This is a genomic window from Xanthomonas sp. NCPPB 3582 (assembly GCF_041475735.2).
Taxonomy (GTDB): domain Bacteria; phylum Pseudomonadota; class Gammaproteobacteria; order Xanthomonadales; family Xanthomonadaceae; genus Xanthomonas; species Xanthomonas codiaei.
On record NZ_CM192968.1, the window covers coordinates 641,244 to 665,973 of the forward strand.

At 69.1% G+C, this 24,730-nt stretch carries 21 protein-coding genes; 10 read left to right on the forward strand and 11 right to left on the reverse strand.

Going from position 1 to position 24,730, the window contains the following annotated elements; all coding sequences use genetic code 11:
* Positions 1 to 449 precede the first annotated feature (449 nt).
* On the forward strand, positions 450 to 1,481 hold the full coding sequence (locus tag ACCQ05_RS02680; protein ID WP_372392840.1) for a hypothetical protein: 1,032 nt from the start codon (positions 450 to 452) through the stop codon (positions 1,479 to 1,481).
* Complete coding sequence (locus ACCQ05_RS02685) at positions 1,468 to 2,058, forward strand: DUF3106 domain-containing protein (protein WP_372392841.1); 591 nt, start codon at positions 1,468 to 1,470, stop codon at positions 2,056 to 2,058. Before ACCQ05_RS02680 ends, ACCQ05_RS02685 begins: the two co-directional genes overlap by 14 nt.
* A 282-nt stretch (positions 2,059 to 2,340) precedes the next feature.
* Here the strand turns inward: ACCQ05_RS02685 and ACCQ05_RS02690 are convergent, their stop codons facing one another.
* Positions 2,341 to 3,504: a DUF3667 domain-containing protein gene (locus tag ACCQ05_RS02690; RefSeq protein WP_372392842.1), complete on the reverse strand. Its 1,164-nt coding sequence runs from the start codon at positions 3,502 to 3,504 to the stop codon at positions 2,341 to 2,343.
* A gap of 277 nt (positions 3,505 to 3,781) precedes the next feature.
* Between ACCQ05_RS02690 and ACCQ05_RS02695 the strand changes: the two genes are divergently transcribed.
* On the forward strand, positions 3,782 to 5,158 hold the full coding sequence (locus ACCQ05_RS02695) for an MATE family efflux transporter (RefSeq protein ID WP_372392843.1): 1,377 nt from the start codon (positions 3,782 to 3,784) through the stop codon (positions 5,156 to 5,158).
* A gap of 84 nt (positions 5,159 to 5,242) precedes the next feature.
* Positions 5,243 to 7,144, forward strand: coding sequence for a signal peptide peptidase SppA (gene sppA, locus ACCQ05_RS02700; RefSeq protein WP_372392844.1), 1,902 nt, complete (start codon positions 5,243 to 5,245; stop codon positions 7,142 to 7,144).
* A gap of 175 nt (positions 7,145 to 7,319) precedes the next feature.
* Here the strand turns inward: sppA and ACCQ05_RS02705 are convergent, their stop codons facing one another.
* Complete coding sequence (locus ACCQ05_RS02705; RefSeq protein WP_104542295.1) at positions 7,320 to 7,535, reverse strand: hypothetical protein; 216 nt, start codon at positions 7,533 to 7,535, stop codon at positions 7,320 to 7,322.
* A 106-nt stretch (positions 7,536 to 7,641) separates the two neighbouring features.
* Here ACCQ05_RS02705 and ACCQ05_RS02710 point away from each other — a divergent pair, with 106 nt between their 5' ends.
* Positions 7,642 to 8,418, forward strand: a complete 777-nt coding sequence (locus tag ACCQ05_RS02710) for an SDR family oxidoreductase (RefSeq protein ID WP_372392845.1) — start codon at positions 7,642 to 7,644, stop codon at positions 8,416 to 8,418.
* A gap of 61 nt (positions 8,419 to 8,479) precedes the next feature.
* Here ACCQ05_RS02710 and ACCQ05_RS02715 read toward each other — a convergent pair whose 3' ends face one another.
* The 9 genes from ACCQ05_RS02715 to ACCQ05_RS02755 all read right to left on the reverse strand — a co-directional run bounded on the left by ACCQ05_RS02715 (position 8,480) and on the right by ACCQ05_RS02755 (position 18,269).
* The gene (locus ACCQ05_RS02715; protein ID WP_372392847.1) at positions 8,480 to 9,124 is read right to left on the reverse strand and encodes a DUF4124 domain-containing protein; all 645 of its coding nucleotides are present in this window, start codon (positions 9,122 to 9,124) and stop codon (positions 8,480 to 8,482) included.
* Positions 9,121 to 9,897, reverse strand: a complete 777-nt coding sequence (locus ACCQ05_RS02720; protein ID WP_228964450.1) for a DUF4124 domain-containing protein — start codon at positions 9,895 to 9,897, stop codon at positions 9,121 to 9,123. The genes ACCQ05_RS02715 and ACCQ05_RS02720 overlap by 4 nt, the downstream gene beginning before the upstream one ends.
* Before the next feature lie 183 nt (positions 9,898 to 10,080).
* On the reverse strand, positions 10,081 to 10,644 hold the full coding sequence (tsaC, locus tag ACCQ05_RS02725; RefSeq protein WP_228964451.1) for an L-threonylcarbamoyladenylate synthase type 1 TsaC: 564 nt from the start codon (positions 10,642 to 10,644) through the stop codon (positions 10,081 to 10,083).
* A gap of 8 nt (positions 10,645 to 10,652) precedes the next feature.
* On the reverse strand, positions 10,653 to 13,145 hold the full coding sequence (locus ACCQ05_RS02730) for a DNA topoisomerase I (protein WP_228964452.1): 2,493 nt from the start codon (positions 13,143 to 13,145) through the stop codon (positions 10,653 to 10,655).
* Positions 13,146 to 13,325: 180 nt separating this feature from the next.
* Complete coding sequence (locus ACCQ05_RS02735; RefSeq protein WP_372392848.1) at positions 13,326 to 14,603, reverse strand: RDD family protein; 1,278 nt, start codon at positions 14,601 to 14,603, stop codon at positions 13,326 to 13,328.
* Positions 14,604 to 14,644: 41 nt separating this feature from the next.
* Positions 14,645 to 15,367, reverse strand: coding sequence for a pilin (locus tag ACCQ05_RS02740; protein ID WP_372392849.1), 723 nt, complete (start codon positions 15,365 to 15,367; stop codon positions 14,645 to 14,647).
* A 40-nt stretch (positions 15,368 to 15,407) separates the two neighbouring features.
* Positions 15,408 to 15,881, reverse strand: a complete 474-nt coding sequence (locus ACCQ05_RS02745; protein WP_003484452.1) for a DUF494 family protein — start codon at positions 15,879 to 15,881, stop codon at positions 15,408 to 15,410.
* Between the two features lie 43 nt (positions 15,882 to 15,924).
* The gene (gene dprA / locus ACCQ05_RS02750; RefSeq protein ID WP_228964455.1) at positions 15,925 to 17,061 is read right to left on the reverse strand and encodes a DNA-processing protein DprA; all 1,137 of its coding nucleotides are present in this window, start codon (positions 17,059 to 17,061) and stop codon (positions 15,925 to 15,927) included.
* Between the two features lie 71 nt (positions 17,062 to 17,132).
* Positions 17,133 to 18,269 (reverse strand): LysM peptidoglycan-binding domain-containing protein, encoded by a 1,137-nt coding sequence (locus ACCQ05_RS02755; protein ID WP_228964456.1) that lies wholly within the window; start codon positions 18,267 to 18,269, stop codon positions 17,133 to 17,135.
* Positions 18,270 to 18,400: 131 nt separating this feature from the next.
* Between ACCQ05_RS02755 and def the strand changes: the two genes are divergently transcribed.
* The 5 genes from def (at position 18,401) to ACCQ05_RS02780 (ending at position 24,728) form a co-directional block, all read left to right on the forward strand.
* Positions 18,401 to 18,913 carry a peptide deformylase gene (gene def / locus ACCQ05_RS02760; RefSeq protein WP_228964457.1) on the forward strand — a complete coding sequence of 171 codons (513 nt, stop codon included), beginning with the start codon at positions 18,401 to 18,403 and terminating at the stop codon, positions 18,911 to 18,913.
* A 380-nt stretch (positions 18,914 to 19,293) separates the two neighbouring features.
* Positions 19,294 to 20,217 (forward strand): methionyl-tRNA formyltransferase, encoded by a 924-nt coding sequence (fmt, locus tag ACCQ05_RS02765; protein WP_104542274.1) that lies wholly within the window; start codon positions 19,294 to 19,296, stop codon positions 20,215 to 20,217.
* Positions 20,217 to 21,527, forward strand: a complete 1,311-nt coding sequence (gene rsmB, locus ACCQ05_RS02770; protein WP_228964458.1) for a 16S rRNA (cytosine(967)-C(5))-methyltransferase RsmB — start codon at positions 20,217 to 20,219, stop codon at positions 21,525 to 21,527. Before fmt ends, rsmB begins: the two co-directional genes overlap by 1 nt.
* A 47-nt stretch (positions 21,528 to 21,574) precedes the next feature.
* On the forward strand, positions 21,575 to 23,296 hold the full coding sequence (locus ACCQ05_RS02775; protein ID WP_372392850.1) for an ArnT family glycosyltransferase: 1,722 nt from the start codon (positions 21,575 to 21,577) through the stop codon (positions 23,294 to 23,296).
* Between the two features lie 154 nt (positions 23,297 to 23,450).
* Positions 23,451 to 24,728, forward strand: a complete 1,278-nt coding sequence (locus tag ACCQ05_RS02780; protein ID WP_372392851.1) for an O-antigen ligase family protein — start codon at positions 23,451 to 23,453, stop codon at positions 24,726 to 24,728.
* Positions 24,729 to 24,730 lie beyond the last annotated feature (2 nt).

Consider the following 24,730-nt stretch of genomic DNA (forward strand, 5'->3'; position numbering starts at 1 on the left):
ACCGACACTGTCCAGCGGGCCCGAGCAGGCCGGATTCTGCGCGTGAAAGCGGTGTGATCAGTTGCGGCGCCTTTCTGTGACCGAAGTGATAAATACGACGTAAACCTATGTGAGGACTGAGGAAACAGATTTATCCACACTGCCTGTGGATAAATCTGTGAATTACCGGCGTGCTCCACGCCGTGAAGGCGGATTCACTTGCCTTGGCAACCTGTTGGACATTTTTTCGCCATCCGTCTAAATTCATTTTTAATCAATAACTTAGGCGTGAAACACGAATGCAACAAAGAAAAAACAACAGTTGACAGACGGGGGCGTATCGGTATGTCTGCCGCTGTGCACAACGTGCGCGAACAGCGGTCGGGAGCGGATCGACAGCAGAACGATCTGTCAAGCGGTCGGCGCGGTCGATCTGCATGGGTATCATGCCGGCCGATGCTGGAGTTCACATGACCGTAGTCCCCGAGGCCCCCGTTACCCCCGCCGCGCTGTCGGCCTTCCTGCGGGGCGTCGAACGGCGGGGGATGGTGCTCGCACAGCTGCAGTGCGGCGATGGGGCGGCGGCCGAGCGGGCCCTGGCGGCGGCGCTGCGTGCCTTCAGCAGCCAGGCGGCCGGGCGGCCGATGGCCGGCTGGCCGATGCGCTTCTGGAGCCTGCTGGCGGCGGCTCCGCCCCTGCGGCGCGAACCCATGCCGGGCACCTGGTTGCCGCCCTTCACGTCGCTGGGCCGGATGCAGACTCCCGACCGGCTGGCCCTGCTGCTGCGCATCGTGGCCGGGCTGGAAGAGGACGTCGCCAGCGAGGTACAGGGCGTGGCCGTGGCGGACTATCGCCAGGCGCTGGCACGCGCTTGCCCGCGCGATGCGGCCGGCAACCCGGATGCCCAGGCGTGGCGGGTGCTGGCCGAGGCGGCGCAACAGGAATTACGCGACCTCAGCCCGTCCCAGCTCGGCCGGCTGGGTCAGTTGCGCGATGCGGCGCTGGCCGGCATGCCGCTGCAGCCCGCCGCCCCGGCAGCGCCGTCGCCGGCCCCGGTCCGCCAGCGTCCTGTACGCGTGCGCAGCGCCCGGCAATGGCAAGGGCCCCGGATCGATCGCCGCCAGGCCGGCATCGCGCTGGGTGTGCTGGCACTGGCACTGCTGCTGGCGGCGCTGGCCTGGTGGTGGACGCATCGCCGGCCGGCGTTGCCGCCGGAGCCGGTGTCGCAGGCCCCGGCCGGCGTGCTGCATGTGACCGATGCCGCCCCGGTCCTGGTGGAAGAACTGCCGGCCACCGATCTGCCGGATCAGCCTGCGGCCCCCGCGCTGGATGCGCGCGACCAGGCGATGCTGGCCGACCCGGACCTGGAACTGGCGCGCTCGGCCGATTTCTACGCCTGGTATGCGGCCGGGCACCCGGTGCCGGCCGACGAATCCGGTGCACACGCCACGGCGGCCGAACAGCCGTCGGCGCCACTGGAGACCGTCGATGACGAAAATTAACTGGGCAGCACTGTTGCTGTGCGCCGTCACCGTCAGCGCCGGTGCGCAGACCCTGCCGGCCGCGCTGGATGAAGGTGGCGCCCTGGCGCCCTCGTCCGCTGCGCCGCCGCCGGCCACGCCCAGCGCCGCCCAGCAACGCGCGCGCTGGGCCGCACTGACACCCGTACAGCAGGCCGACCTGCGCGCCCGCTACGCCGCCTGGAAGGCGTTGACCGCGACCGACCGGGTGGTGCTGCGCCAGGCACGCGAGCGCCTGCAGGGCCTGCCCGAGGACCAGCAGCGCGCCCTGCGCACCCAGTTCACCGCGCTGGACCGCCTGCACCGGCACGGCTGGCGCCTGGGCTCGCAGCTGGGCAACTTCTATCCGCAGCTGCAGCCGCTGGTCGGCTACGTGCCGGCGGCGCAGCGCGAGCAGTTGCTGGCCGTGCTGCGCAGCCTGGATGCCGCTCAGCTGGCGCAGCTGGCGGTACTGGCGCAACGCACGCCGCCGCAGGAGCGCGATGGTCTGCGTGAGGCACTGCTGGCACAGGCGCCGGCCACGCGCGGCAGCTGGTTGAGCCGTCAGCTGGCGCGGTGATCGCCCGCGCCGCGGCGGTGGGCAAGCGCGGACACGCCGCGCTGCGATGGCAGCTGCGCACAGTGCCCGCACGCGCGCATCCCGCATTGATGGCGCGATCCGGCCGGCAGGCCCATGCCCGGCCGGCGTGGCCGTCATGGGGGGCGCTGGCGCAGGCGGGTGGCGCTGGGCCAGCGTCTGCCGCAGCGCCGTGCGCGGCTGTCGATACGTGAAGGGCGCGAACACCGCCGCATCGCAGGCCTGTTCGCAGCCAGCGCTGCAGCAGCGCCCTGCCGGGCCTGCTCAAAGACGCGCCAGGCTGGCCACCATCAACAGCGCAGCGGCCATGGTGACGACGACCAGATAGATGCCGCCCAGGCCGAGGTACTTCAGCACCGTCAGCGGCCAGCCCTGCCCATACACGCGCCGTTGCATCCACAGCAGGTACAGCGGCATCCACAGCGCCAGCCCGAACTGGACCAGCCCGATACTCCAGGCGATCGGGCTGGCGATCTGCGCCAGCACATCGGCCAGCAGCGACAACAGCAGCATGGCCAGAAGGTTCAGGCACAGGAAGGCGTGGCTGTAGAGCGCCACCACCAGATGTTCCAGATACACCCGGCCGCCGCGCAGATAGAACACGCGCAACAGCAGCGCGAACAGCGGTACCAGCACCAGCAAGGTGGACGGCACCGCCGCGAAGAAGGCGTTGTAGAGCAACTGCGGGTTGCTGCGCAGGCGCGGCAAGTTGTCGCGGATGTGCAGGAGCTGCACGTTGAGCCAGCGATTGGCCCAGGCCGGCAATGGCGCGAAGGTCAGCGGATTGCCGACCGGATCCCAGGGCTTGCCAGCCACCGAGAAGAACGTGGCGTCATCGGCTGCGTCCACCGCCGGCGCGGCACTTTCCAGCCGCGCGCCCTGGTGCAGTTGCGCCATTCGCGTGCGCGCCTGGCTCTCGGTGCGGGCGATGCCAGCATCCACGCCGTCGCGGGCAATCCCTGCCGGCATCACCTTGCGGGTCTGCAGCAGCGCGCCGACCAGTTGCGCGCGGACCGCTTCCACCTGCGCCGGGGTGCGTGCCTGCGCAAAGTCCCTGGGTATCGACGTCTGGGTGATGTCTTCGGCACTGGCCGCGTGCGCGTCGTCTGACGCATGCACCGCCAGCCGGGCGATGAAGAAGGTCAGCAGGCTCAGCACCAGGAACAGCCGCATCGGCGCGACGTAGCGCACGCGATGGCCGCCCAGGAACCGCTGCGCCACGCGGCCTGGCACCAGCAGGTCGCGCAAGGTGCGGAAGATCCGTCCATCCAGGTGCCAGAACGATTCGAACACCTCTTCCACCGCATGCGCGACGCTGCGCACCGGGTTGTGCGCGCTCTGGCCGCAGGCGTGGCAGAACGCGCCGCGCAGTGCAGTGGCGCAGTTCTCGCAGTCCGAAGGATGCGCTGTGGGCGGGTGCAGGGACATGGCCGGATCCGGTTGGCGGTGAGGGCGCTGAGTGCCAGCAGGGCCGCCCCACGGCCGTGCTTGGCAGGCCATGCAGCGTATCGCGCGGTGCAGATCCACACCATTGGCGATGACGGCGTGTCTCCATCTCCATCTCCATCTCCATCTCCATCTCCATCGCGGTGCGATCCGGGCGCGTCAGACCCGTGTCGGGAAGTGCGCGTAAGATGGCGGCCCCGCGCGACCCGGTGCCAGCGCCTCCCGGCACGGCCGCAGTCCGCGCGGCGATCGGTTTGTCATGTCTGTCTCTGCCACACCTGCGTCCACGGCGCCGGGCTTCGCCTCGGAAGTGCGCACCACCGGCCTGCTGGCCCTGCCGCTGGTCCTCGGTCACGTCTCCACCGGCCTGATCGGCTTCGTCGACAACGTCATCGCCGGCCACCACGGCACTGCCACGCTGGCGGCGGTGACCATCGGCACCTCGCTGCTGTGGTTGCCGATGCTGGTGCCGATCGGCACCCTGATTTCGTTGACCGCCTCGGTGTCGCAACTGCTCGGCGCCGGGCGCGAGCGCGAGATCGGGCCGCTGTTCCGTCAGGCGCTGTGGTTGTCGCTGGGGCTGAGCGCGCTGATGTTCGCGTTCCTGAGCGTGGTGCCGCCGCTGCTGCCGACCTTCGGCATTGCGCCGGACATCGTGCCCGGCGCCACCGACTTTCTGCATGCGGTGCGCTGGGGCGTGCCGGCGCTGACGTTCTACTTCTGCATGCGCTATCTCAGCGAAGGCATGCACTGGACGCTGCCGACCATGCTGCTGGGCTTCGGCGGGCTGCTGGTGCTGGCGCCGCTGGGCTATGCGCTGACCTATGGCCGGTTCGGGTTCGCCGAGCACGGCGCGCAGGGGCTGGGCATGGCCTCGGCGATCACCATGTGGGTGCAGGCCAGCGTGTTTGCGCTGTACCTGTGGCGCGCGCGGCGGTTTGCGCATCTGGAGTTGTTCACCCACCTGGAAGGGCCACGCTGGGGGGCGATCGGCGATCTGCTGCGCACCGGATTGCCGATCGGCATCACCGTGCTGATGGAAGGCGGGTTGTTCATCGTCACCGCGCTGCTGATCGGCCGGCTGGGCGCGACCGAAGCGGCCGCCCACCAGATCGCCATCAATGTCGCGCAGCTGTGTTTCATGGTGCCGATGGGCGTGGCCGAGGCCACCACCGTGCGCGTGGGCCACGCGGTCGGCCGCGGCGACCCGCTGGCGATGCGTCGCGCCACTTGGGCCGGTTACGCCATCGTGCTGGGCACCCAGGCGCTGTCGGCCAGCGCGCTGTTGCTGGGGCACGACGCCATCGTGAGCGTGTATACCGACGATGTGGCGGTGGCCGCGCTGGCCTCGCTGCTGCTGCTGTTTGCCGCCACCTTCCAGTTTCCCGATGGCATCCAGGTGTTGTCGGCCGGCGCGCTGCGCGGGCTCAAGGACACGCGTGTGCCGATGTTCTTGGCCATGGTCTCGTACTGGGGCGTGGGCATGCCGATCGGCGCCGGGCTCGGGCTGGGCCTGGGCTGGGGGCCGCAAGGCATGTGGGTCGGCCTGATCCTGGGCCTGACCGTGGCGTCGGTCCTGATGGGCTTGCGCTTCCGCCACACCAGCCGGCGGCTGACCGCCACCGCGGCACCCTGACTTTCAGCGCATGCCGCCTGCACGGCGCAGCCGGTATGCTGGGCGCCACGATCTGTCCGCAACGTCTTTTCGACGGAGTTTTCCATGAACCACCCCGCGCCTCTCAGTCCCATCGCCAGCTTCTTCGTCGGCCTGTGGGATGTGATGAATTTCACCCGGCGCCTGATCTTCAACCTGGTGTTCTTCGGTTTCCTGTTCCTGCTGTTGCTGATCGTCGTGGTGGCGATGGCGCGCGGCGACGGGACCAAGCCGCTGGCCGAGCGCACCACGCTGGTGATCAATCCCGAAGGCACGCTGGTCGAGCAATTCAGTGCCGATCCGGTGAGCCGGTCGCTGGCCAAGGCGGTGGGCGACGAGAGCGCCGAGGAGGTGCAGTTGCGCGACCTGGTGCGGGTGATCGAGGCGGCCGGCAAGGACCGCAAGATCGAGCGGGTGGTGTTGAACCTGGACAAGCTGCAGCCGTCCGGCTTCGCCTCCCAGCGCGAAGTGGCCGCTGCACTGCAGAAGCTGCGCGCTTCCGGCAAGCAGATCGTGGCCTTCAGCGAGAGCATGAGCCAGGGCCAGTACCTGCTCGCCGCGCAGGCCAACGAGGTATACCTGGACCCGATGGGCAGCGTGCTGCTGGAGGGGCTTGGCCGTTATCGCCAGTACTTCCGCGAAGGCCTGCAGGACAAGCTCGGCGTGGACGTGCACCTGTTCCGCGTAGGCGAGTACAAGTCCGCCGCCGAGCCCTACATCCTGGACGCGGCGTCGGCCGACGCCAAGGAAGCGGACCTGTTCTGGATGAACGACGTGTGGCAGCGCTATCTGGCCGATGTGGGCAGCGCGCGCAAGCTCACCCCTGCGCAGCTGACCGCCGGCATCGATACCTTGCCCGAAGGCGTGGTGGCCGCCGGTGGCGACCTGGCCAAGTTCGCGCTGCAGCAGAAGCTGGTGGACGGGCTCAAGACCCGCGAGGAAGTCGATGCATTGCTGACCAAGCGCGGCGTGGCCGACAGCGATGCCGACAGCGGCTTTCGCAATATCGGCTTCAACGATTACCTGAGCCAGTTGCAGGCGCAGCGCTCGCCGATGGACAGCCGCCCGCAGGTGGCCGTGGTCGTGGCCGTCGGCGAGATCAGCGGTGGCGAGCAGCCGGCCGGCCGCATCGGTGGCGAGTCCACTGCCGCGCTGCTGCGCCAGGCGCGCGACGACGACGAGGTCAAGGCGGTGGTGCTGCGGGTCGATTCGCCCGGCGGCGAAGTGTTCGCCTCGGAGCTGATCCGGCGGGAAGTGGTCGCGCTCAAGCAGGCCGGCAAGCCGGTGGTGGTGTCGATGGGCGACCTGGCCGCGTCCGGTGGTTACTGGATCAGCATGAATGCCGACCGCATCTACGCCGACCCGTCCACGATCAGCGGCTCGATCGGCATCTTCGGCATGGTGCCGAACCTGACCCGCGCGCTGGACAAGATCGGCGTGCATACCGACGGCGTGGGCACCACGCGCTTTGCCGGTGCCTTCGACATCAGCCGTCCGCTGGACCCGGCTGCCGGCCAGGTGATCCAGTCGGTGATCAACAAGGGCTATGCCGACTTCACCGGCAAGGTGGCGCAGGCGCGGCACCAGTCGGTGGAGGCGATCGACAAGGTGGCGCGTGGCCGGGTGTGGAGCGGTGCGCAGGCCAAGCAGCACGGCCTGGTGGATGCCTTCGGCGGCATGCAGGAAGCGGTGGCCGATGCGGCCGACCGCGCCAAGCTGGGCCGCGGCAAATTCCGCGTGCGCTATGTGGAAAAGCCGGCCACCCCGTTCTCGCAGTTCATGAGCGGCTTTGCCGGCAGCCGCATGGGCGCCTGGATGCTGGGCGACTCGGGCATGGCCCGCGCCCTGCTGGCGCGCTCGCTGCCGGAAGTGGACACGCAGCTGCGCTTCGTCGAAGACGCCGTGCAGGACGGCAAGGCCGGCGGCACGCCGGTCAAGGCGCTCGCGTATTGCTTCTGCGGGTTCTGACCCGGCAGGTTCTGCCTGTGCCTATCGCGAAGACGCCGGCCGTGTGCCGGCGTCGTCGTTTCCGCGGATCGGATGGAGACTGCGCGCGCTGCGGGCAGCTGGCACGTGCCGGCTGCGCATCTGCATGATCGAGCGCACTCATGGCCTGTCGCGGTGCTACATGGGCAGAGTCGGATTACTGCGTGGCGGCATCGATGGCCTTGCGCTGATCGTCGGCCGCCTGGTCGCTGGCGGCCTGCACGGCGTGCGCCTGGTTCAGCGGCGCCTGGATGTGGTCGCGCAAGGCGGTCGCCTGCGGATCGGGCTTCTGATCGGTGGGCGCCGGTTGCGGGCGCTGGCAGGCCGCAACCGGTAACGCCAGAACGGCGGCAAGCATCCAGTGCAGTTTCATCGTCGTGACCTCGCTCGGTGTGGCGGTATCCTAACGCCGCTGCCGTGGCGCCGCGTCAACTGCGCTGCAGCGGCTGTTTCCCGCGTTTTGAAAGAGGATCACGCACGTGACAACGCACCGCTGGCGGCTGGACGGACAGACCGCGCTCATCACCGGCGCCAGCGCCGGCATCGGTCTGGCCATCGCCCGCGAGCTGCTGGGCTTCGGTGCGGATCTGCTGCTGGTGGCGCGCGATGCCGATGCCTTGGCGCAGGTGTGCGACGAACTGGCCGACGAGTTCCCGGAGCGCGAACTGCACGGCCTGGCCGCCGATGTCTCCGACGACGAGGAGCGCCGCGCGATCCTGGACTGGGTGGAAGACCACGCCGACGGCCTGCACCTGTTGATCAACAATGCCGGCGGCAACATCACCCGCGCGGCGATCGACTACACCGAAGACGAGTGGCGCGGCATCTTCGAAACCAACGTGTTTTCCGCCTTCGAACTGTCGCGTTACGCGCATCCGCTGCTGACCCGGCACGCGGCCTCGGCCATCGTCAATGTCGGCAGCGTCTCGGGCATCACCCATGTGCGCAGCGGCGCGCCCTACGGGATGACCAAGGCCGCGCTGCAGCAGATGACGCGCAACCTGGCGGTTGAATGGGCGCAGGACGGCATTCGCGTCAATGCGGTGGCGCCGTGGTACATCCGCACGCGACGCACCTCCGGGCCGTTGTCGGATCCGGACTACTACGAGCAGGTGATCGAACGCACGCCGATGCGCCGCATTGGCGAGCCCGAAGAGGTCGCTGCCGCGGTGGGTTTCCTGTGCCTGCCGGCTGCCAGCTACATCACCGGCGAATGCGTCGCGGTGGATGGCGGCTTCCTGCGTTACGGGTTCTAGAGTTGCTTGCACCGCGTAGCGGGCGGTTGCTCGCTCAAGCTTTGCACGGACGCAATATCCGTCAAGGCGTGGCCGCGGGATTGGCGCAGCGGCTTTCCTCCAGCACGCGCCGCATCTGCTCGTAGCGCTGTTTGCGCTCGGCCGATTGCGCTTCATCGGAGAAGCGCCAGCTCGATTCGGCCTGCTCGGCGCGTTTGCGCCAAGCCTCGCACAGGCTCTGGTCCGGTACCGGTGCGCAGCGGTCGGTGACCACTTCGCAGGCACTGCCGCCACCGGTTGCCGGGCCGCCGGCCAGGTTGGTGGTCTGTATCGGCAGGCAACGCGTGGCCGGTTCGCGGTCTTCGGTGAAATAGCGGCCGTTGTCGTGCGCGGTGCATTCGAACAGCGGTGGTGGAGGAAGTGTGGACGTAGATGTGATCGGTGCTGGTGCGGGGGCGGCAGGCGCGGCGGCCGGCGGCGCTGGCGCAACCGGTGCCGTCCGCACCGGCGCAGGCGCAGGCGCAGGCGGTGTGCCAGGTGCGAACGGCACGGCGACCGGTGCGGTCATCAGCTTCTTCTGTTGCTGCATGCCCTTCGGGCACGGCATGTTCTGCACCGTGAGCGCGCCGCTGGGATCGGTGCAGCGGTAGATGGCCACGTCCTGGGCATTGCCGCCCGATGACACCCAGGCCATCGCCAGCAGGGCAGCCAGGCGCATGCGGCTCATACGCCGCCGCAGTCGCGTTGCTGGCGCGCTTCGATGCCACGCTGTTCGCGGCTGAGTTCCACCCGCTCGCTCTGCAGGGCGCTGTTATAGCGACGGATCAGCTCCCAGCGGCGGTCGGCCAGGCGTGCGCACACTTCCTGCTCGGGCAGCGCATGGCATTCGTCGCGGACCTGCACATTGCCGTAGGGCACGATCACCGTGCCGCCATATCCGCCTTGATAGTTGCCCTGATAACGGCCCTGGTAAGCGTCGCTGCCGAAGCTGGCACTGCCGCGGATGCCGCCGCCGCCCCGTCCGGAGCTGCCCTGCACCGAGATCGCGGGGCGCGGGCTGACCGGAAGCGGCGGGCGCAGGGTGCCGGCAGGTGGCGGAGGCGGGGCGATGCCGTTGCCCACATAGGCCGGTCCCCAGGTCGGCACCCAGCGCGGATTGCCTTCCGGGCTGTCGCTGGTATAGCGGGTGCCGTCTTCGGTGGTGCATTCGTACATCGGCTGCGGCGGTTGCACGGTGACGATGCGGACCTCGCGCGCGGGCGGCGCGGCAACCGGTGCCGGGGCTTCCGGGCGTGGCGGGCGCGCTGGCGGATCCTGCGGGCGCTGCATGTCCAACACCTGCTGGCGCCCACTACTGCACGGCGCGTCCTGCAGGGCAACCGTGCCGGTGCTGCTGACGCAGCGATAGACCCGCACGTTCGGGTCAGGCTTGCTGGCCGTGTTCGCTGCCGACACAGGCAAGGCACAGGCCAGCAACAGAAAGATCGGGAAAGTGCGCATGGCTCTGAGTGTGCGCGCTCGGCGGCCGTGCCGCAAAGTGGGGCTGGCCGCCAGGGCGCGACGCGCGTGTGGTCTGGTAGAGAGGTGGTGCCGGGCCCGATGCGGCTTCATCCTGGCAGCGGGTACTGGTCGTCATCCGTGCACCGCAGCGTGATCCCTCATGTTGGCCAAGCCGGCGCGGCCTCAGTCGCGCAGGACCTGGCCGGTACGCGCATCGCGGATGTTGGTGGGCTGGGCTTGCCCGCCGACGTCGCCAGCCAGCACGCCGTCGATGCTGGTCAGCAGGGCCGGGTCCAGCGCGTCGCGGCTGCGCGCCGGCGGCTGCCCGGCCAGGTTGGCGCTGGTGGACACCAGCGGTGCACCCCAGGCCGCGCACAGCGCCGCCACCAGCGGATGCGCGCTGATGCGCACCGCCAACCCGTCATGCGTGCCGGTGACCCAGCGCGGCGCGCGGTCGGTGATCGGCAGGATCCAGGTGTTCGGGCCGGGCCAGCTGGCCAGCACGGCCTGCCTGCGGGCCGGTTCCAGCGCGTCCAGGTCGACCCAATCGCGCAACAGCGCCACATCCGAGGCCACCACGATCACGCCCTTGTCCACCGGACGCCGCTTGATCTCCAGCAGCCGCAACACGGCCGCTTCCCGGGCCGGGTCGCAGCCCAGCCCCCACACCGCCTCGGTGGGGTAGGCGATCACGCCGCCCTCGCGCAGCGCGGCGACGGCGCCATCCAGGCTGAGTACGCGATCCATGGCGTGGCTCAACCTGCCGCCTTGCTCGCGGTCTTCTTGACCACACGCTTGGTCGCCTTCTTGGCGGCGGCCTTCTTGGCCGGTGCCTTCTTGGCCGCCGTCTTGGTGGCAGCAGGCTTGGCCGCGGTCTTCTTGACGGCGGTCTTCTTCGGCGCCGAATCCTTCACCGCAGTCTTCTTGAGCGTGGCCTTCTTGGCGCCGAAGCCCTTGCGCACCGGCTTGCCGGTGTCGGCCAGCAGCTGCTGCACTTCCTCAAGGCTCAGCGAGGCCGGCTCGCGGTCCTTGGGGATCTTGCCATTGAGCTTGCCATCGCTGATGTACGGGCCGAAGCGGCCGTTGAGCACCTGGATGTCGCTGCCGTCGAATTCCTTGATGACGCGGTTGCGCGCGATCTCTTCCTTCTCTTCGATCAGGAACACCGCGCGTGCCAGGTCGATGGTGTACGGGTCGTCCTCCTTCTTCAGCGACGCATACACGCTGCCGCGACGCGCGAACGGGCCGAAGCGGCCGATCCCGACGCTGACGTCCTGGTCCTTGTCCTGGCCCAGGGCGCGCGGCATCTTGAACAGTTCCAGCGCATCCTCGATGGAAATCGAGTAGATGCTCTGGCCCGGGCGCAACGAGGCGAAGGTGGGCTTTTCCTCGTCTTCCACGGTGCCGATCTGCACCATCGGGCCGAAGCGGCCGATGCGCGCGCTCACTTCCTTGCCGCTGGCCGGATCGGTACCGAGTACGCGCACGCTGCCGGCATCGGTCTTGTCCAGCGAATCCTTCTTGTCCTCGACCAGTTCCTTGAACGGGCCCCAGAACTTCTCCATCAACGGGATCCACTCTTCCTCGCCACGCGAGACCGCATCCAGGTCGTCTTCGAGCTTGGCGGTGAAGTCGTAATCCACGTAGCGGGTGAAATGCCCGGACAGGAACTTGGACACGGCGCGGCCCACGTCGGTGGGACGGAAGCTGCGGCCTTCCATTTCCACGTACTTGCGGAACTGCAGGGTCTGGATGATCGAGGCGTAGGTGGACGGACGGCCGATGCCGTATTCCTCCAGCGCCTTGACCAGTGCCGCTTCGGTGTAGCGCGGCGGTGGCTGGGTGAAGTGCTGGTCGGTGACGATGCGGTCCAGCGGGATGTTGTCGCCGGCCTTCATCAACGGCAGCTTGCGGCCTTCGTCCTCGTCCTCGCTGCTCTTGGTGTCCTTGCCTTCTTCGTAGACGGCCAGAAAGCCCGGGACCACCACGGTGGTGCCGCTGGCGCGGAACACATGTTCGCTGCCGGCCGACAGATCCACGCTGACGGTGTTGAGGGTGGCCGGAATCATCTGACAGGCCACCGCGCGGCGCCAGATCAGCTCGTACAGGCGGCGCTCGTCCTCGGACAGGAAGCGCGCCACCTGTGCGGGGGTGCGCAGCGCCGAGGTCGGGCGCACGGCTTCGTGGGCTTCCTGCGCGTTCTTGGACTTGGTGGTATAGGCGTTGGGCTGGTCCGGCAACGAGGCGGTGCCGAAGTCGCGCGCGATCACGTCGCGGATTTCCGCCAGCGCGTCCTGCGACAGGTTCACCGAGTCGGTACGCATATAGCTGATCAGGCCGACCGAGCCTTCGTCGCCCAGCGCCACGCCTTCGTACAGTTTCTGCGCCACCTGCATGGTCTTGCGGGTGGTGAAGCCGAGCTTGCGCGAGGCCTCCTGCTGCAGCGTGGAGGTGGTGAACGGCGGGGCCGGGCGGCGCTTGCGCTCCTTGCTGGCCACGTCGGTGACGTGCAGCACGCCTTGCGCGGCCTGCTGGATGCGCAACCGCGCCGCCTCGGCGGTATCGCCGTCGGTGATGGTGAACTGTTCGAACTTCTGCCCGTCCAGCTTGATCAGCCGTGCATTGAAGGCCTGCGAGGGATGCCGGCACTGCGCATCGATGGACCAGTACTCGCGCGCGATGAAGGCTTCGATCTCTTCCTCGCGCTCGACGATCATGCGCAGCGCCGGCGATTGCACGCGCCCGGCCGACAGCCCGCGCTGCACCTTGCGCCACAACACCGGCGACAGGTTGAAGCCGACCAGGTAGTCGAGCGCGCGGCGCGCCTGCTGCGCATCCACCAGGTCGCCGGCGATCGCGCGCGGCTTGGCCATCGCTTCCTTGATCGCGCGCGGGGTGATCTCGGTGAATACCACCCGCTGCATCGGCTTGTCCTTGAGCAGGCCGCGCTCTTTCAGGATCTCGGCGATATGCCAGCTGATCGCCTCGCCCTCGCGGTCCGGGTCGGTCGCCAGGAAGATGTCGTCGGCGCCCTTGGCCGCGCGCGCGATGGCTTCGACGTGCTTCTCGTTCTTCTCGATCAGGTCGTAGCGCATCGCGAACCCATTGTCCGGATCGACCGCGCCCTCCTTGGGGACCAGGTCGCGCACGTGCCCATACGAGGCCAGGACGGTGAAGTCCTTACCGAGGTATTTATTGATCGTCTTGGCCTTGGCGGGCGATTCGACGATGAGCAGGTGCTTGGGCATGGTGGCGACTTCTTGGGGCAGAGCCCGGGGGGCGGGTAGCGTGGCCTAATTGGCCGGTCGAGGGAAGCAGAACGGCCGTTTCCCACACGTTAACGCCCGGGAAGTGCTCCCGGGCGTTCAGTTGTCTTTAGAAAGATCACGGCGGACGGCGCCGTGTCAAGCGGTCGGTGCCGCCAACCGCTAGCTCTGGCTCATCCCGATCGTCGCCAGCATGAGGCCGACCACCACGATGGAGACCACCAGCAGCAGCCCGTAGATGGCCAGGACCACGATCGAAACCGTGTCCAGACCCTTGGACTGCAGCTCCGGGTGGTCGGTGAAGGCCCAGCGGTCCACCACCAGGGTGTCGCAGACCTTGTCATGCGGGGCCTGCTTGCGCGCGCTCATGCCGGCCATGAAGGCCGCCACGACCACACCGATGCCCAGGGTGAGCACGCTGATCAGCATGTAGGCCAGGTAGCGCAGCAGGTTGCGCCAGAAGCCGACGCGTGCGCCATGGCTGTCGGCGCGGACCACCTTGATCCCGCAGGCGAGCTTGCCCAGGCTGGCCTGCAGCCGGCTGGACTGCATCCAGGCGAAATACAGCGTGGGGATGGCCAGCCCGATGCCGTAGGACAGCACCAGCAGCGCAATGCCGAGCGCGCTGCCATCGTCCAGCGCGGAGCCGGCATCGCTCAGCCCGGCGCCGAAGGCGAGCACGAACACCAGCGGGATCACGATCAGGTAGACCGCGAAGGTGGTGACCAGGCTGTCCAGGATGCTGGCCGCCACGCGGCGCCACAGGCCGGCGTAGACGACCGGCGCGTCGGGCGCCGCGCTGCCGGCGGCCGGTGCGGAGCTGGCTGGGGTATCCCAGGCGGTCGGCAATGGCGTGGCGGCCGGTGGCGCTTGGAGTGGGGATGCGGCCGCCGCCGAGGTGGACGGCTGCACGGTCGCGTCTGATGCACCAGGCGAACTGGACCACGCAGCATCGTTGTCCGGCGCGACCGGCCCGCTGACCGCGGTCTGGGACTGCGTCGTGGTCGGGGAAGAGGCGGTCTGCAACGGGTCTGGCGCGGACGCGCCGGGCAGCGGCGACGCGGTTGCCGGCGCTGCGGGGGTGCTGGCCGCGGCGGCAGCCGGCTCCGCCGGCGCCTGCGGCTCGGCCACGGCAGGGGCCCCCGGCCGCGACCACTCCTGCGCTGGGGCATCGGCAGCCGATGTGTCTGCTGCCGGGGAGGCCACCTTCGTCAACGCGACCGTTGGCGCATCGGCGGCCGGCGCTACTGGCGCCGGCATCGGCGCGTCCAGGCCCAGTTCGGTCGCGACGTCGCCCAGCGTCACCCACTGCGGCAGACCCTCGCGCCAGACCAGGCTGCTACGGTCGACAAGACCCTGCGACAGGCGCGCGACCAGCGTGTCCGTGTCCACCGGTCCCTGGCGTTGCCGCTGTGCGTCTGCGTAATACCACTGCGTCATTGATGTCCCCTTGGATGGTGCGATCTGCGTGCAGCGGCCACTCAGCCGCGGCACTGCTGCGGAAGTTGGTGGTCGTCGATCTCGGAACTGCAGTGCCAGCGACCGGCATCGGCATCGAAGTCCAGCCACAGCGCCTTGCCGTCGATCTTGGGCGAATCCGGCGACCGCAGCAGCGCTTCGATCCCGCAATCGGTGGTATCGAAGCGACCGATCTGCACGCTGGCCAGCACATCGGTCGCGTACTGCTCCGGCGCCTGGAAGCCGGTGTCGCCATTGACCGGGCAGCGGCCTTCGCGGGCGAGAAAGTCGGCGATCTGCGGCTTCAGGGGCGCCAGTGCGGACACCGCTTGAGTGACCTTGGCGCGGGTCAGGTAGTCCTTGTAGGCGGGCATGGCGATCGCGGCCAGAATGCCGATCACGGCCACCACGACAAGGCCGCCGATGACCGCGCCCAGCACGACCACCAGCGGCCAGCCCGGGCTCTTGGCCGGTGAGTAGGGCGGTGCAGCGACGGAGGAAGCCTGCGGAATGCCGGTTGCGGCGATCGGCAGTGGTGGCGGGAGCGGTGCCGCGTGCAGGTCGGTGGATAGCGGCGGGCCGAGTTCGTCGGCACAGGCGGAGAGCGGCCGCCATTGGGCCAGCCCTTCGCGCCAGACCAGGGTGTCCAGGGCGATCTGGCGATCGCGATACAGGCCGCGCAGGACCTCGTCGGTCACCGGGCCACGCCGCTGGCGGTTGCCTTCGGCGTAATACCAACTGCTCATCCCCGTCCCCTCGCACGCACGTCCGTGGCGGCTTCAGCCTTCAGTGTACGGGTTCAGGCTCGTCCAGGAACATCTGGGTTTCCATCCAGGCATAGGCCGCTTCTGCGCCCGGCTGGTTGAACAACACCATCAGCACCACCCACTTGAGGTCGTCCAGGTCCAGCTCGTCCTGGTCCAGCGCCATGGCGCGGTCCAGCACCAGCTCGCGCTGGTCGGCATCGAGGATGCGGTGTTGTTCGAGAAACAGCAGGAACCCACGGCAATCCACATCGAGCTTGTCCAGCTCCGGGCCATGGTAGATCCGCACCGGCCCATCGACGTGCGGACGCGCGACACTTGGCCGCTGCTCGGAGAGCGCGTCCAGCCAGTCGAAGGCCTTGCTGATTTCTGCGGGACTGAAGCCGGCCTGGATCAGGCCGTTCTGAAGCGAGTCACGGTCACGGACCAGGTCCGCGTCTTCGCTGAAATAATGTTCGAACAGGTACAGCAGTACATCGAGAATGCTCTCTTTCATTGCCCCTCGGCCTGCGTCGCGCGACGCTGTGGAGGTGAAGAAACTAGGGATTGCGGGTATAGCGACCGTGCTCGGTGACCACGTCTCCCTCCAGTTCCATGATGAGCAGCATGGAGGACAGCGCGGCGGCCGTCAATCCGGTGCGTTCAACCAGGCAATCCATAGGGGTTGGGTCGTGGCCCAGCGCCTGCCACAAGCGCTGGTAGTCGGGGTCCGAACGGGTGGGCGTGGCGCGACATGTCGTGCTGGACAGTTGAATGGGGGCGGCCAGGCGCTCGCGCAAGGCGGTGGCCAGTTCGCCCGACAGCAGTTGCAGGCCCTCGATGACCTGGGCGGGGTCCTGCGCCAGCGTGGCGCCCTGGCGGATCAGGTGATGACAGCCGCGCGCCAGCGGGTTGTGCAGCGAGCCGGGCAGGGCGAAGACCTCGCGTCCGGCCTCCGCGGCCAGGCGCGCGGTGATCAGCGCGCCCGAGCGCATCGCTGCCTCCACCACCACGGTGCCCAGGGCCAGCCCGGCGATGATGCGGTTGCGGGCCGGGAAGTGCGCCGCCACCGCGCCGGTGCCGGGCAGGTATTCGCTGACCACCGCGCCGCGTGCGGCGATGCGCTCGCGCAATGCCTGGTGATGCGCGGGGTAGGCCACGTCGGCGCCGGTGCCCACCACCGCCACCGTGATGCCGTCCGGCTGTGCGAGTGCGGCTTCGTGTGCGATCGCGTCCACGCCGGCGGCCATCCCGCTGACGATGCCCAGCCCTGCAGCCGCCAGGCTCGATGCGAAGGCACGGGTGTGATCGCGTCCGCCGGCGGTGGCGGAGCGGCTGCCGACCACGGCCACGCCCGGGTGCCACAGCGCATTGGGATCGCCGTCCACGAACAGCGCCAGCGGCGGGTTGACGATGTGGCGCAGCAGCGCCGGGTAGTCCGGCTCGTGCCAGCCGATCAGATGGTGGCCGGCGTGTTCGCACCAGCGCAGCGCTGCATCCAGCGTGTGCGGGTCGGGCGACTGCAACCGTTCCGATTGCAGCGCATCGCAGCCTGCCGCGCGCCAGGCGTCGGGCCCGGCCGCCAGGATGTCGGACGGGCTGGCGTGGGCGCTCATCAGTGCGCGGCGGGGCGGGCTGCGGCCGCCAGCCAGCAGCAGGATCAGCAATGCGCGGAGGTCGGAATCGGTCTGGGCCATGCGCACAGCCTGGTCCGCAAACGACGACGGCGCCCTCAGGCGCCGTCGCGTTACCGCATCGGAATTGACGCTTACTGCGCGTCGGGATGCTTGACGAAATACCCCAGGCCGGTCGGCTTGACGCTTTCCATCACCAGCGCATAGCTGACCTTGTCATAGGTGCGGAACACCATCGCGTGCGAGGCGTACTCGTCAGGCAGGCCGACGGTGGAGCCGGCCGGGCCGCTGAAGCCGTCGTCGGTGCGCGAGAAGCGCGAGTGCTTGACGCGGTCGCTGACCGTGCGGCCCTTGCGCCAGATCGAGAACACCGTGCCGTTGTTGATGCCTTCGCGGGCGCCGCCGGAAATGGCGATCACATCGCGGGTGCCGCCAACGATGAAGGCGTCGGAGATGGCCAGCACGCGCAGTTCGGTCTGCAGCGCCTGTTCGGAGGGCGGGTGCGGAATGAACTGCAGGTCGTAGGGCTGCGCTTCCACCGCCACGATCCGGTCGCCGGCGCGCACCTCGCGGCCGCTGTCCTGCAACAGCAGGGTCGCCGCCTTGGAGTTGCCGCCCGCCGCGCTGCGGGTGATGGTGCCCACGTTGACCTGCGCCAGTTCGTAGCCCAGCGATTCACGACGCGTGCTCGGCGCAATGAAGCTCTTCCAGATGTTGCCGGCGCCGGCGGTGGTGTTGCCGGCCGCATCCAGGTCTTCGTTGTGCTTGGGCAGGCTGAACTTCACGGTCGGGCGGACCACCGCAAAGCGCTGGCCCGGCTGTGCGTCTTCCAGGCCGACCACATAGGCCACCTGTCCGGTGGTGGCGCGCGAGCGACCGCCCTCCAGGCCGACCACGTAAGGCAGCTGATCGAAGTCCTCGACCACGCGCAGGTTCTTCAGGAACGGCTCGACGTCGGCCAGCGGAATGGCGTTGATCGGCGCTTCCTGGCGCGGGCCGGGCTGGATGGTGCCTTTGCCGACGCGGTCCAGGTAGGCCAGGCTGATCACGTCACCCGGGTAGATCAGGTGCGGATTCTGGATCTGCGGATTGGCCTGCCAGATTTCCGGCCACAGCCACGGTTTTTGCAGGAAACGCCCAGCGATGTCCCACAAGGTATCCCCCTTGCGGACCACATAGGTGTCTGGATGTTCGCCCACCGCTTGCGCGGCAGCGTAGGTCGCGACGGTCAGCATCGCCGCAGCGACGACCGTACGAAGTCGGTTCAACATGAGTGCCTTCTTGCCTGATTCCCCAACAGGTCCGCGCACTATAGTCCAGAAACCGGGGCGCCACGCAAGCATTGCGCTAGAATGACACCGTCTTGCCGGCGCCGCGCCGGTGTTCCCTGACGGGTAATCGCATGGCTCTGCTCCCTATTCTCGAATTTCCGGACCCGCGGCTGCGCACCAAGGCCGTGCCGGTCGACCCTGCCGAGGTCGTCAGCCCGGCGTTCCAGACGCTGCTCGATGACATGTTCCAGACCATGTACGAGGCGCCGGGCATCGGCCTGGCCGCCAGTCAGGTGGACGTGCACAAGCGCTTCATGGTGATCGACGTCAGCGAGGAAAAGAACGCCCCGCAGGTGTTCGTCAACCCCGAAATCGTCGCCAGGCAGGGCGAGCAGGTCTACCAGGAAGGCTGCCTGTCGGTGCCGGGCATCTTTGCCGACGTCAGCCGTGCCGACGCGATCACCGTGCGTTATCTCGACCGCCAGGGGCAGGCCCAGGAGCTGAACACCGACGGCCTGCTGGCGGTGTGCATCCAGCACGAGATGGATCACCTGGACGGCAAGCTGTTCGTGGATTACCTGTCGCCGCTCAAGCGCGAGATGGTGCGCAAGAAACTGGCCAAGATGCGCAAGCATGTGGCTTGAGGGCGGGGATTGGGGAGTCGGGACTGGGGATTGGCAGACGCGGCTCAGCTTGCGCTGTTGAATGTCTGAGCCTGGTTCCGAGCCTGTGCGGTGCGGCAGAGGCGGATGAGCGCGCAGTGGTGCTGCAGTGCTTTGCTGGTCGCAGGCCCGCGTGCAGCGGCGTTCGCCGGCGGGCACCCGGACGCGGCACTGGCCACCCCGCATGCGCCAGGACGGTTTCCCGCCGCACCGGTATCCAGGCCGCGCGTGCGCCCATGGCCGCACCGGTTTTCCGCCCTTGATCCCGACCTTCGTATCCAATCCGCACCGGCACCCCGGCCCGGCCTCCGTCCGCGACCCACGCTGTTGCCAATCCCCACTCCCGAATCCCGAATCCCCTTATGAGAATCGTCTTCGCCGGTACGCCGGAGTTCGCCGTCGCCTCGCTGCGCGCTGCCGCACAGCGGCATGAAGTGGTCGCGGTCTATACCCAGCCCGACCGTCCGGCCGGGCGCGGGCGCGGGCTGACGCCGTCGCCGGTCAAGCTGGAGGCGATCGCGCGCGGTATTCCGGTGCACCAGCCGCAGACCCTGCGTTCGCCCGAGGCGCTGGCCACGCTGCGCGGTCTCAACGCCGACCTGATGGTGGTGGTGGCCTACGGGCTGATCCTGCCCAAGGCGGTGCTGGCCGCGCCCACCCACGGCTGCTGGAACGTGCATGCTTCGCTGCTGCCGCGTTGGCGCGGCGCCGCGCCGATCCAGCGCGCGATCGAAGCCGGCGATACCGAGACCGGGGTATGCCTGATGCAGATGGAGGCCGGGCTGGACACCGGCCCGGTGCTGCTGTCGCAGCGCATCGAGATCGGCGAACAGGAAACCGGCGGCCAACTGCACGACCGCCTGGCCGCGCTGGGCGCGCAGGTGCTGTCCGACGGCCTGGGGCTGCTGCGTGCCGGCATCCGTCCGGTGGCGCAACCGCAGCCGGAACAAGGCGTGACCTACGCGCACAAGCTGGACAAGGCGCAGGCGCGGCTGGACTGGGCGCAGCCGGCGCAGGAACTGGCGCGGCGCGTGCGGGCGTTCAACCCCTGGCCGGTGGCCGAGGCGATCCTGGCCGGCGAGCGCGTGCGCCTGCATGGCGCGGTGGCACTGGAGCTGGCGCATCAACAGCCGCCGGGCACGCTGCTGGCCGCCAGCAAGCAGGGCATCGACATCGCCTGCGGGCAGGGCGCCTTGCGGGTGCGCGTCCTGCAGCGCGAGGGCGGCAAGGCGATCACCGCCGCCGACTACCTCAACGCGCGCCGCGACCTGCCGGCGCTGCGCTGATGGCGGCCGATACGGTGGCCGCCGGCGTCGCCTCGCGCCTGGTGGCGGCGCGGGTGCTGACGGCGGTGTTCGATCAGGGCCGTTCGCTGAAGGCCGAGCTGGCCACGGCGCTGCCCGGCCTGGCCGATCCGCGCGACCGCGCGTTGGTGGAGGCGATCTGTTTCGCGGTGCTGCGGCGCCGGCCGGCCTACGACGTGGCGCTGCGGCAATGGCTGGAGCGCCCGCTGCCGCCGCGCGACGCCGAACTCAAGGCCTTGCTGATGGCCGGCTTCGCCCAGCTCGATGTGCTGCAACTGCCCGCGCACGCGGCGCTGTCGGCGACCGTGGACGCCTGCCGCGCCCTGGGCCGGCCGCGCCAGGCCGGCATGGTCAACGCCATCCTGCGACGCGCGCAGCGCGAAGGGTTCCCCGCGGTGGCCGACGATGCCGGCTGGCCGTCGTGGTTGCGCAAGCAGCTGCGCGCGGACTGGGGCGAGCGCGCCGAGGCCATCTTCGTGGCGAGCGCGCAGATGGCGCCGATGTGGTTGCGCGTGCATCGCGGGCAGAGCGATCCGGCGGCCTATGCGGCGCGGCTGGCCGAGGCTGGCATCGCTGCGCACACCGACCCGGTGTTGCCGGATGCGCTGCGGCTGGAGGGCGCGGTGCCGGTGAGCCAGCTGCCGGGCTTCGCCGACGGCGTGGTCTCGGTGCAGGACGGCGCTGCGCAGCAGGTGGCCGATGCGCTGGCGCTGGACCCCTCGGCCCGCGTGCTCGATGCCTGCGCCGCGCCCGGCGGCAAGGCGGCGCATCTGCTGGAGCGGTACCCCGCGCTGCAGCTCACCGCGCTGGATGTGGATGCGCGCCGTCTGGAGCGCGTGCAGCAGACCCTGCAGCGCACCGTGCCGACGGCGCAGGTCGGCCTGCACGCGGCCGATGCCGCCGACCCGGCGGCGTGGTGGGACGGTGCGCCCTTCGACGCTGTGCTGCTGGATGCGCCGTGCTCGGCCACGGGCGTGGTGCGTCGGCAACCGGACGTGCTGCTGCATCGCCGGGCCGACGATATCGATGCGCTGTGTGCGCTGCAGACGCGCCTGCTGGATGCGACCTGGCGCACCCTGCGGCCCGGCGGGCAGCTGCTCTACACCACCTGCTCGCTGCTGGCGCGCGAAAACCAGGCGCAGATCGCCGCATTCCTGCAGCGCACGCCCGATGCCCGGGCGCAACCGCTGGGTGCGCAGTTCGGCCATGCGGCGGGCCCGGGGCGGCAACGCTTCCCCGGTGAGCAGCACTGCGACGGATTCTTCTACGCGCGTTTGCTAAAAGCCTCCTGACCGCGCTCAGCCCAGCGCTCCCACTCCTGCGTCCCGTGCCGCCCACCATGCTCAAGCCCCGCGCTTCCACCGATGTCTGGTTGCTGGCCATCACCGCGGTACTGGTGATCGGTGCCGGGCTGGGATTGCGCGACCCGTGGCCATCGGACGAGCCGCGTTTTGCGCTGGTCGCCAAGCAGATGGTGCTCAGTGGCGACTGGTTGTTCCCGCATCGCGGCAACGAGCTGTATTCGGACAAGCCGCCGATGCTGATGTGGCTGCAGGCGCTGTTCTACACGGTGTTGGGCAACTGGCGGGTGGCGTTCCTGCTGCCGTCGCTGCTGGCGGCACTGGGGACGCTGGCCTGCGTCTACGACCTGGGACGGCGGCTGTGGACCCGGCGCGTCGGCGCCTACGCGGCGTGGATGCTGCTGTTCACGCTGCACTTCACCTTCCAGGCCAAGAAGGCGCAGATCGACCCGCTGGTGGTGTTCTGGATCACCCTGGCCAACTACGGGCTGCTGCGGCATCTGTTGCTGGGCCCGGCCTGGCGCTGGTGGACGCTGGGCTGGTTCGCCGCCGGGCTGGGGGTGATCACCAAGGGCGTGGGCATCATCGCCTTGTTGATGCTGATCCCGGCCGGCATTGCCGCGGCGCGCGGCTGGCCGGGTGTGCGCGTGCATGTGCGCGACCGCCGGTTCTGGCTGGGGCCGCTGCTGTTTTTCGTCGCCATCGCGCTGTGGTTCGTGCCGATGATGGTGACGGCGCTGACCGCCGGCCAGCCCGAATACCGCGTCTACCTCAACGACATCCTGCTGCGCCAGACCGCCAAGCGCTACGCCAGCTCGTGGGATCACGCGCAGCCGGTGTGGTACCACCTGCAGAGCATGGCGACGATGTGGTTGCCGACCATCCTGCTGCTGCCGTGGGCGATTCCGGCGTGGCGCCGGCGGCTGCGACGGCGCGATGCGCGCTACCTGCTGCCGCTGGCCTGGTGGCTGCTGGTGCTGGTGTTCTTCACCATTCCCAGCGGCAAGCGCGATGTCTACATCCTGCCGGCGTTGCCGATGTTCTGCCTGGCCTTGGCGCCGCTGGCCGCAGGTCTGCTGCGCCGGGCCGGTGTGCAGCGGCTGCTGTTCGGCTTCGTGCTGCTGCTGACCGTGGCCTTCGTGGCCGGCGGGGCGGCGATGCTGATCGGGCATCCGGGCTTCGAGCAGAAGATCATGGACAGCCGCGGGGTTGGCAGCGAGGCGACCGACCCGCTCGGCTGGGTGCTGCTGGCGGTGGGCAGCTGGGGGGTGGCCAGCCTGTTGTGGCTGCGGGTGCGGCGCTCGCCGCTCGCCGTGGCCTGGCTGCTGGGCGCGTGGTGGGTGGCGTTCGGACTGATCTGCTATCCGATCTTCAACGATTCCAGCTCGGCCGGCGCGGTGATGCGCGAGGCCGGGCGCCGCATCGGCCCGGATGCCCAGCTCGGCCTGGTGGCCTGGAAGGAGCAGAACCTGCTGATGGCCGACCGGCCCGCGCAGACCTTCGGCTTCAAGGTGCCATGGGAAGAGCAACTGCGCCGTGGCGTGGCCTGGCAGGCCGCGCAGCCACAGCAGCGTTGGCTGATGGCGCAGGAGACGGCGTTGCTGGGCTGCGTGGATCGCAGCCGCAGCCAGTTGGTGGGCGTGGCCAACCGGCGGCGCTGGTGGCTGGTGCCGGCCGATGCCGTCCGGGGCGACTGCGTGGCCAGTTCCACCGAGAAGGCGGTGGAGGAAAAGGAGCAGGGCAATCTGGATGTCGAATGAGTCAGTGGCCCGCCGCCGCCGCCGCCGGTCACCGGCGCCTGCCACCAATGCATGCAGTGCCCCTCGTCTAACAAGGATTCATGCCCGGCATCGTTAGCTTGGCCGGCGTTTGAGTCCCGACCCGTTCGTTTGTCCACCCTTGACTGATGTCTCGATGAATTCCCTGCGCACCCAGCCCGCTTCGCTTCCTCACTCCGCCCCGGTGGCATCGCGGGCAGGCGTGAGCATTGCCGAACTGGGGGTGTTCTCGCTGACGGCGCTGGTGGTGAGCATGCCCAGCGGGCTGCTGCCGTTCGGCCTGTGCCTGCTGCTTGGTTCGCTGATCGGCTGGCGCAGCCTGCGCGCCGGCATCGCGCAGCGCAGCTGGTCGCTGCGCACGCTGGGCTGGCTGACGGTGGCGGTGATCGCCATGTCGCTGCTGTCGATCGCCCTGTTCGAGCACGGCCTGCGCGACGTGGACAACCGCTCGCGCTTTCTGGTGCTGCCGTGGGCGGCGTTGTGGGCCTACGCGCTGCAGCCACGCCAGGTCTGGTTATGGCGGGGCGCGCTGGTCGGCGTGTTTGCGGCGATGTTGATCGCGATGCTGCAGGTGATGAACGGTGCCGACCGCGCGGAGGGCTGGACCAATGCGATCGTGTTCGCCGATATCGCGCTGATGCTGCTGGTGGTGGTGGCGTTCTGCCGGCCGGTGGGCGCGGTGCGCTGGCTGGTGGGCGCGACGATCGCGGCGATCGTGGTGATCGTGCTCAGCGGCAGCCGCGGCGTCTGGCTGGCCCTGCTGGCTACCCTGGGCGTGCTGGTCTGGGGCGCACCCTGGCATAGCGCGCGCCTGCGCCTGCTGACCTTCGTCGGCGGCGCGGTGCTGGCGTTGGGCGTGATTGCCAGCGTACCCGCGTTGACCGACCAGATGCGCCTGGGCGAACTGCAGAGCGATCTGAAACGCTATGAGGTGGGCGACAGCGATTCGTCTGCCGGTGCCCGCATCGAGCGGCTACAGGTGGCCTGGGACACCTTGCAGGCGCATCCACTGACCGGCGTGGGCGTGGGCCGTTTCGACGATGCGATGCATGAACTGCCGGTGTGCGCGGGTGATACCTGGTTGCTGCGCTGTCACCTGGGCCACGCGCACAACGATCTGGCCGAGTGGGGCGCCACCCAGGGCGTTCCCGGGCTGTTCCTGCTGATTGCCGTGTACGGTGTGCCGCTATGGATCTTCGTGCGCCTGCACCGGCGCAGCGGGCAAGCGCAGTTTCGCGGTCCGGCCGCAGCCGGGGTGATGTTCGTGATCAGCTATGTCCTGTGCGGGCTGACCCAGTCGATGTTCGCGCACCAGGTGGCAGCCAGTTTCTATACCGCGATAGTGGGCGTGCTGGTGGGGCTGGCGGCGCGGCAGGCGCAGCAGGCGACGCCGGGGGCGGCCAGCAACCCGTAGCA

What these genes read in the sequence shown, in the direction of transcription:
- fmt (WP_104542274.1), top strand. Translation starts at nt 19,294, where the DNA reads ATGAGAATCGTCTTCGCCGGTACGCCGGAGTTCGCCGTCGCCTCGCTG.
- sppA (WP_372392844.1), top strand. Translation starts at nt 5,243, where the DNA reads ATGAACCACCCCGCGCCTCTCAGTCCCATCGCCAGCTTCTTCGTCGGC.
- ACCQ05_RS02720 (WP_228964450.1), bottom strand. Translation starts at nt 9,897, where the DNA reads ATGCGCACTTTCCCGATCTTTCTGTTGCTGGCCTGTGCCTTGCCTGTG.
- tsaC (WP_228964451.1), bottom strand. Translation starts at nt 10,644, where the DNA reads ATGGATCGCGTACTCAGCCTGGATGGCGCCGTCGCCGCGCTGCGCGAG.
- ACCQ05_RS02740 (WP_372392849.1), bottom strand. Translation starts at nt 15,367, where the DNA reads ATGAGCAGTTGGTATTACGCCGAAGGCAACCGCCAGCGGCGTGGCCCG.
- ACCQ05_RS02780 (WP_372392851.1), top strand. Translation starts at nt 23,451, where the DNA reads ATGAATTCCCTGCGCACCCAGCCCGCTTCGCTTCCTCACTCCGCCCCG.
- def (WP_228964457.1), top strand. Translation starts at nt 18,401, where the DNA reads ATGGCTCTGCTCCCTATTCTCGAATTTCCGGACCCGCGGCTGCGCACC.
- ACCQ05_RS02705 (WP_104542295.1), bottom strand. Translation starts at nt 7,535, where the DNA reads ATGAAACTGCACTGGATGCTTGCCGCCGTTCTGGCGTTACCGGTTGCG.
- ACCQ05_RS02680 (WP_372392840.1), top strand. Translation starts at nt 450, where the DNA reads ATGACCGTAGTCCCCGAGGCCCCCGTTACCCCCGCCGCGCTGTCGGCC.
- ACCQ05_RS02685 (WP_372392841.1), top strand. Translation starts at nt 1,468, where the DNA reads ATGACGAAAATTAACTGGGCAGCACTGTTGCTGTGCGCCGTCACCGTC.
- ACCQ05_RS02735 (WP_372392848.1), bottom strand. Translation starts at nt 14,603, where the DNA reads ATGACGCAGTGGTATTACGCAGACGCACAGCGGCAACGCCAGGGACCG.
- ACCQ05_RS02715 (WP_372392847.1), bottom strand. Translation starts at nt 9,124, where the DNA reads ATGAGCCGCATGCGCCTGGCTGCCCTGCTGGCGATGGCCTGGGTGTCA.
- ACCQ05_RS02690 (WP_372392842.1), bottom strand. Translation starts at nt 3,504, where the DNA reads ATGTCCCTGCACCCGCCCACAGCGCATCCTTCGGACTGCGAGAACTGC.
- ACCQ05_RS02730 (WP_228964452.1), bottom strand. Translation starts at nt 13,145, where the DNA reads ATGCCCAAGCACCTGCTCATCGTCGAATCGCCCGCCAAGGCCAAGACG.
- ACCQ05_RS02745 (WP_003484452.1), bottom strand. Translation starts at nt 15,881, where the DNA reads ATGAAAGAGAGCATTCTCGATGTACTGCTGTACCTGTTCGAACATTAT.
- rsmB (WP_228964458.1), top strand. Translation starts at nt 20,217, where the DNA reads ATGGCGGCCGATACGGTGGCCGCCGGCGTCGCCTCGCGCCTGGTGGCG.
- ACCQ05_RS02775 (WP_372392850.1), top strand. Translation starts at nt 21,575, where the DNA reads ATGCTCAAGCCCCGCGCTTCCACCGATGTCTGGTTGCTGGCCATCACC.
- dprA (WP_228964455.1), bottom strand. Translation starts at nt 17,061, where the DNA reads ATGGCCCAGACCGATTCCGACCTCCGCGCATTGCTGATCCTGCTGCTG.
- ACCQ05_RS02695 (WP_372392843.1), top strand. Translation starts at nt 3,782, where the DNA reads ATGTCTGTCTCTGCCACACCTGCGTCCACGGCGCCGGGCTTCGCCTCG.
- ACCQ05_RS02755 (WP_228964456.1), bottom strand. Translation starts at nt 18,269, where the DNA reads ATGTTGAACCGACTTCGTACGGTCGTCGCTGCGGCGATGCTGACCGTC.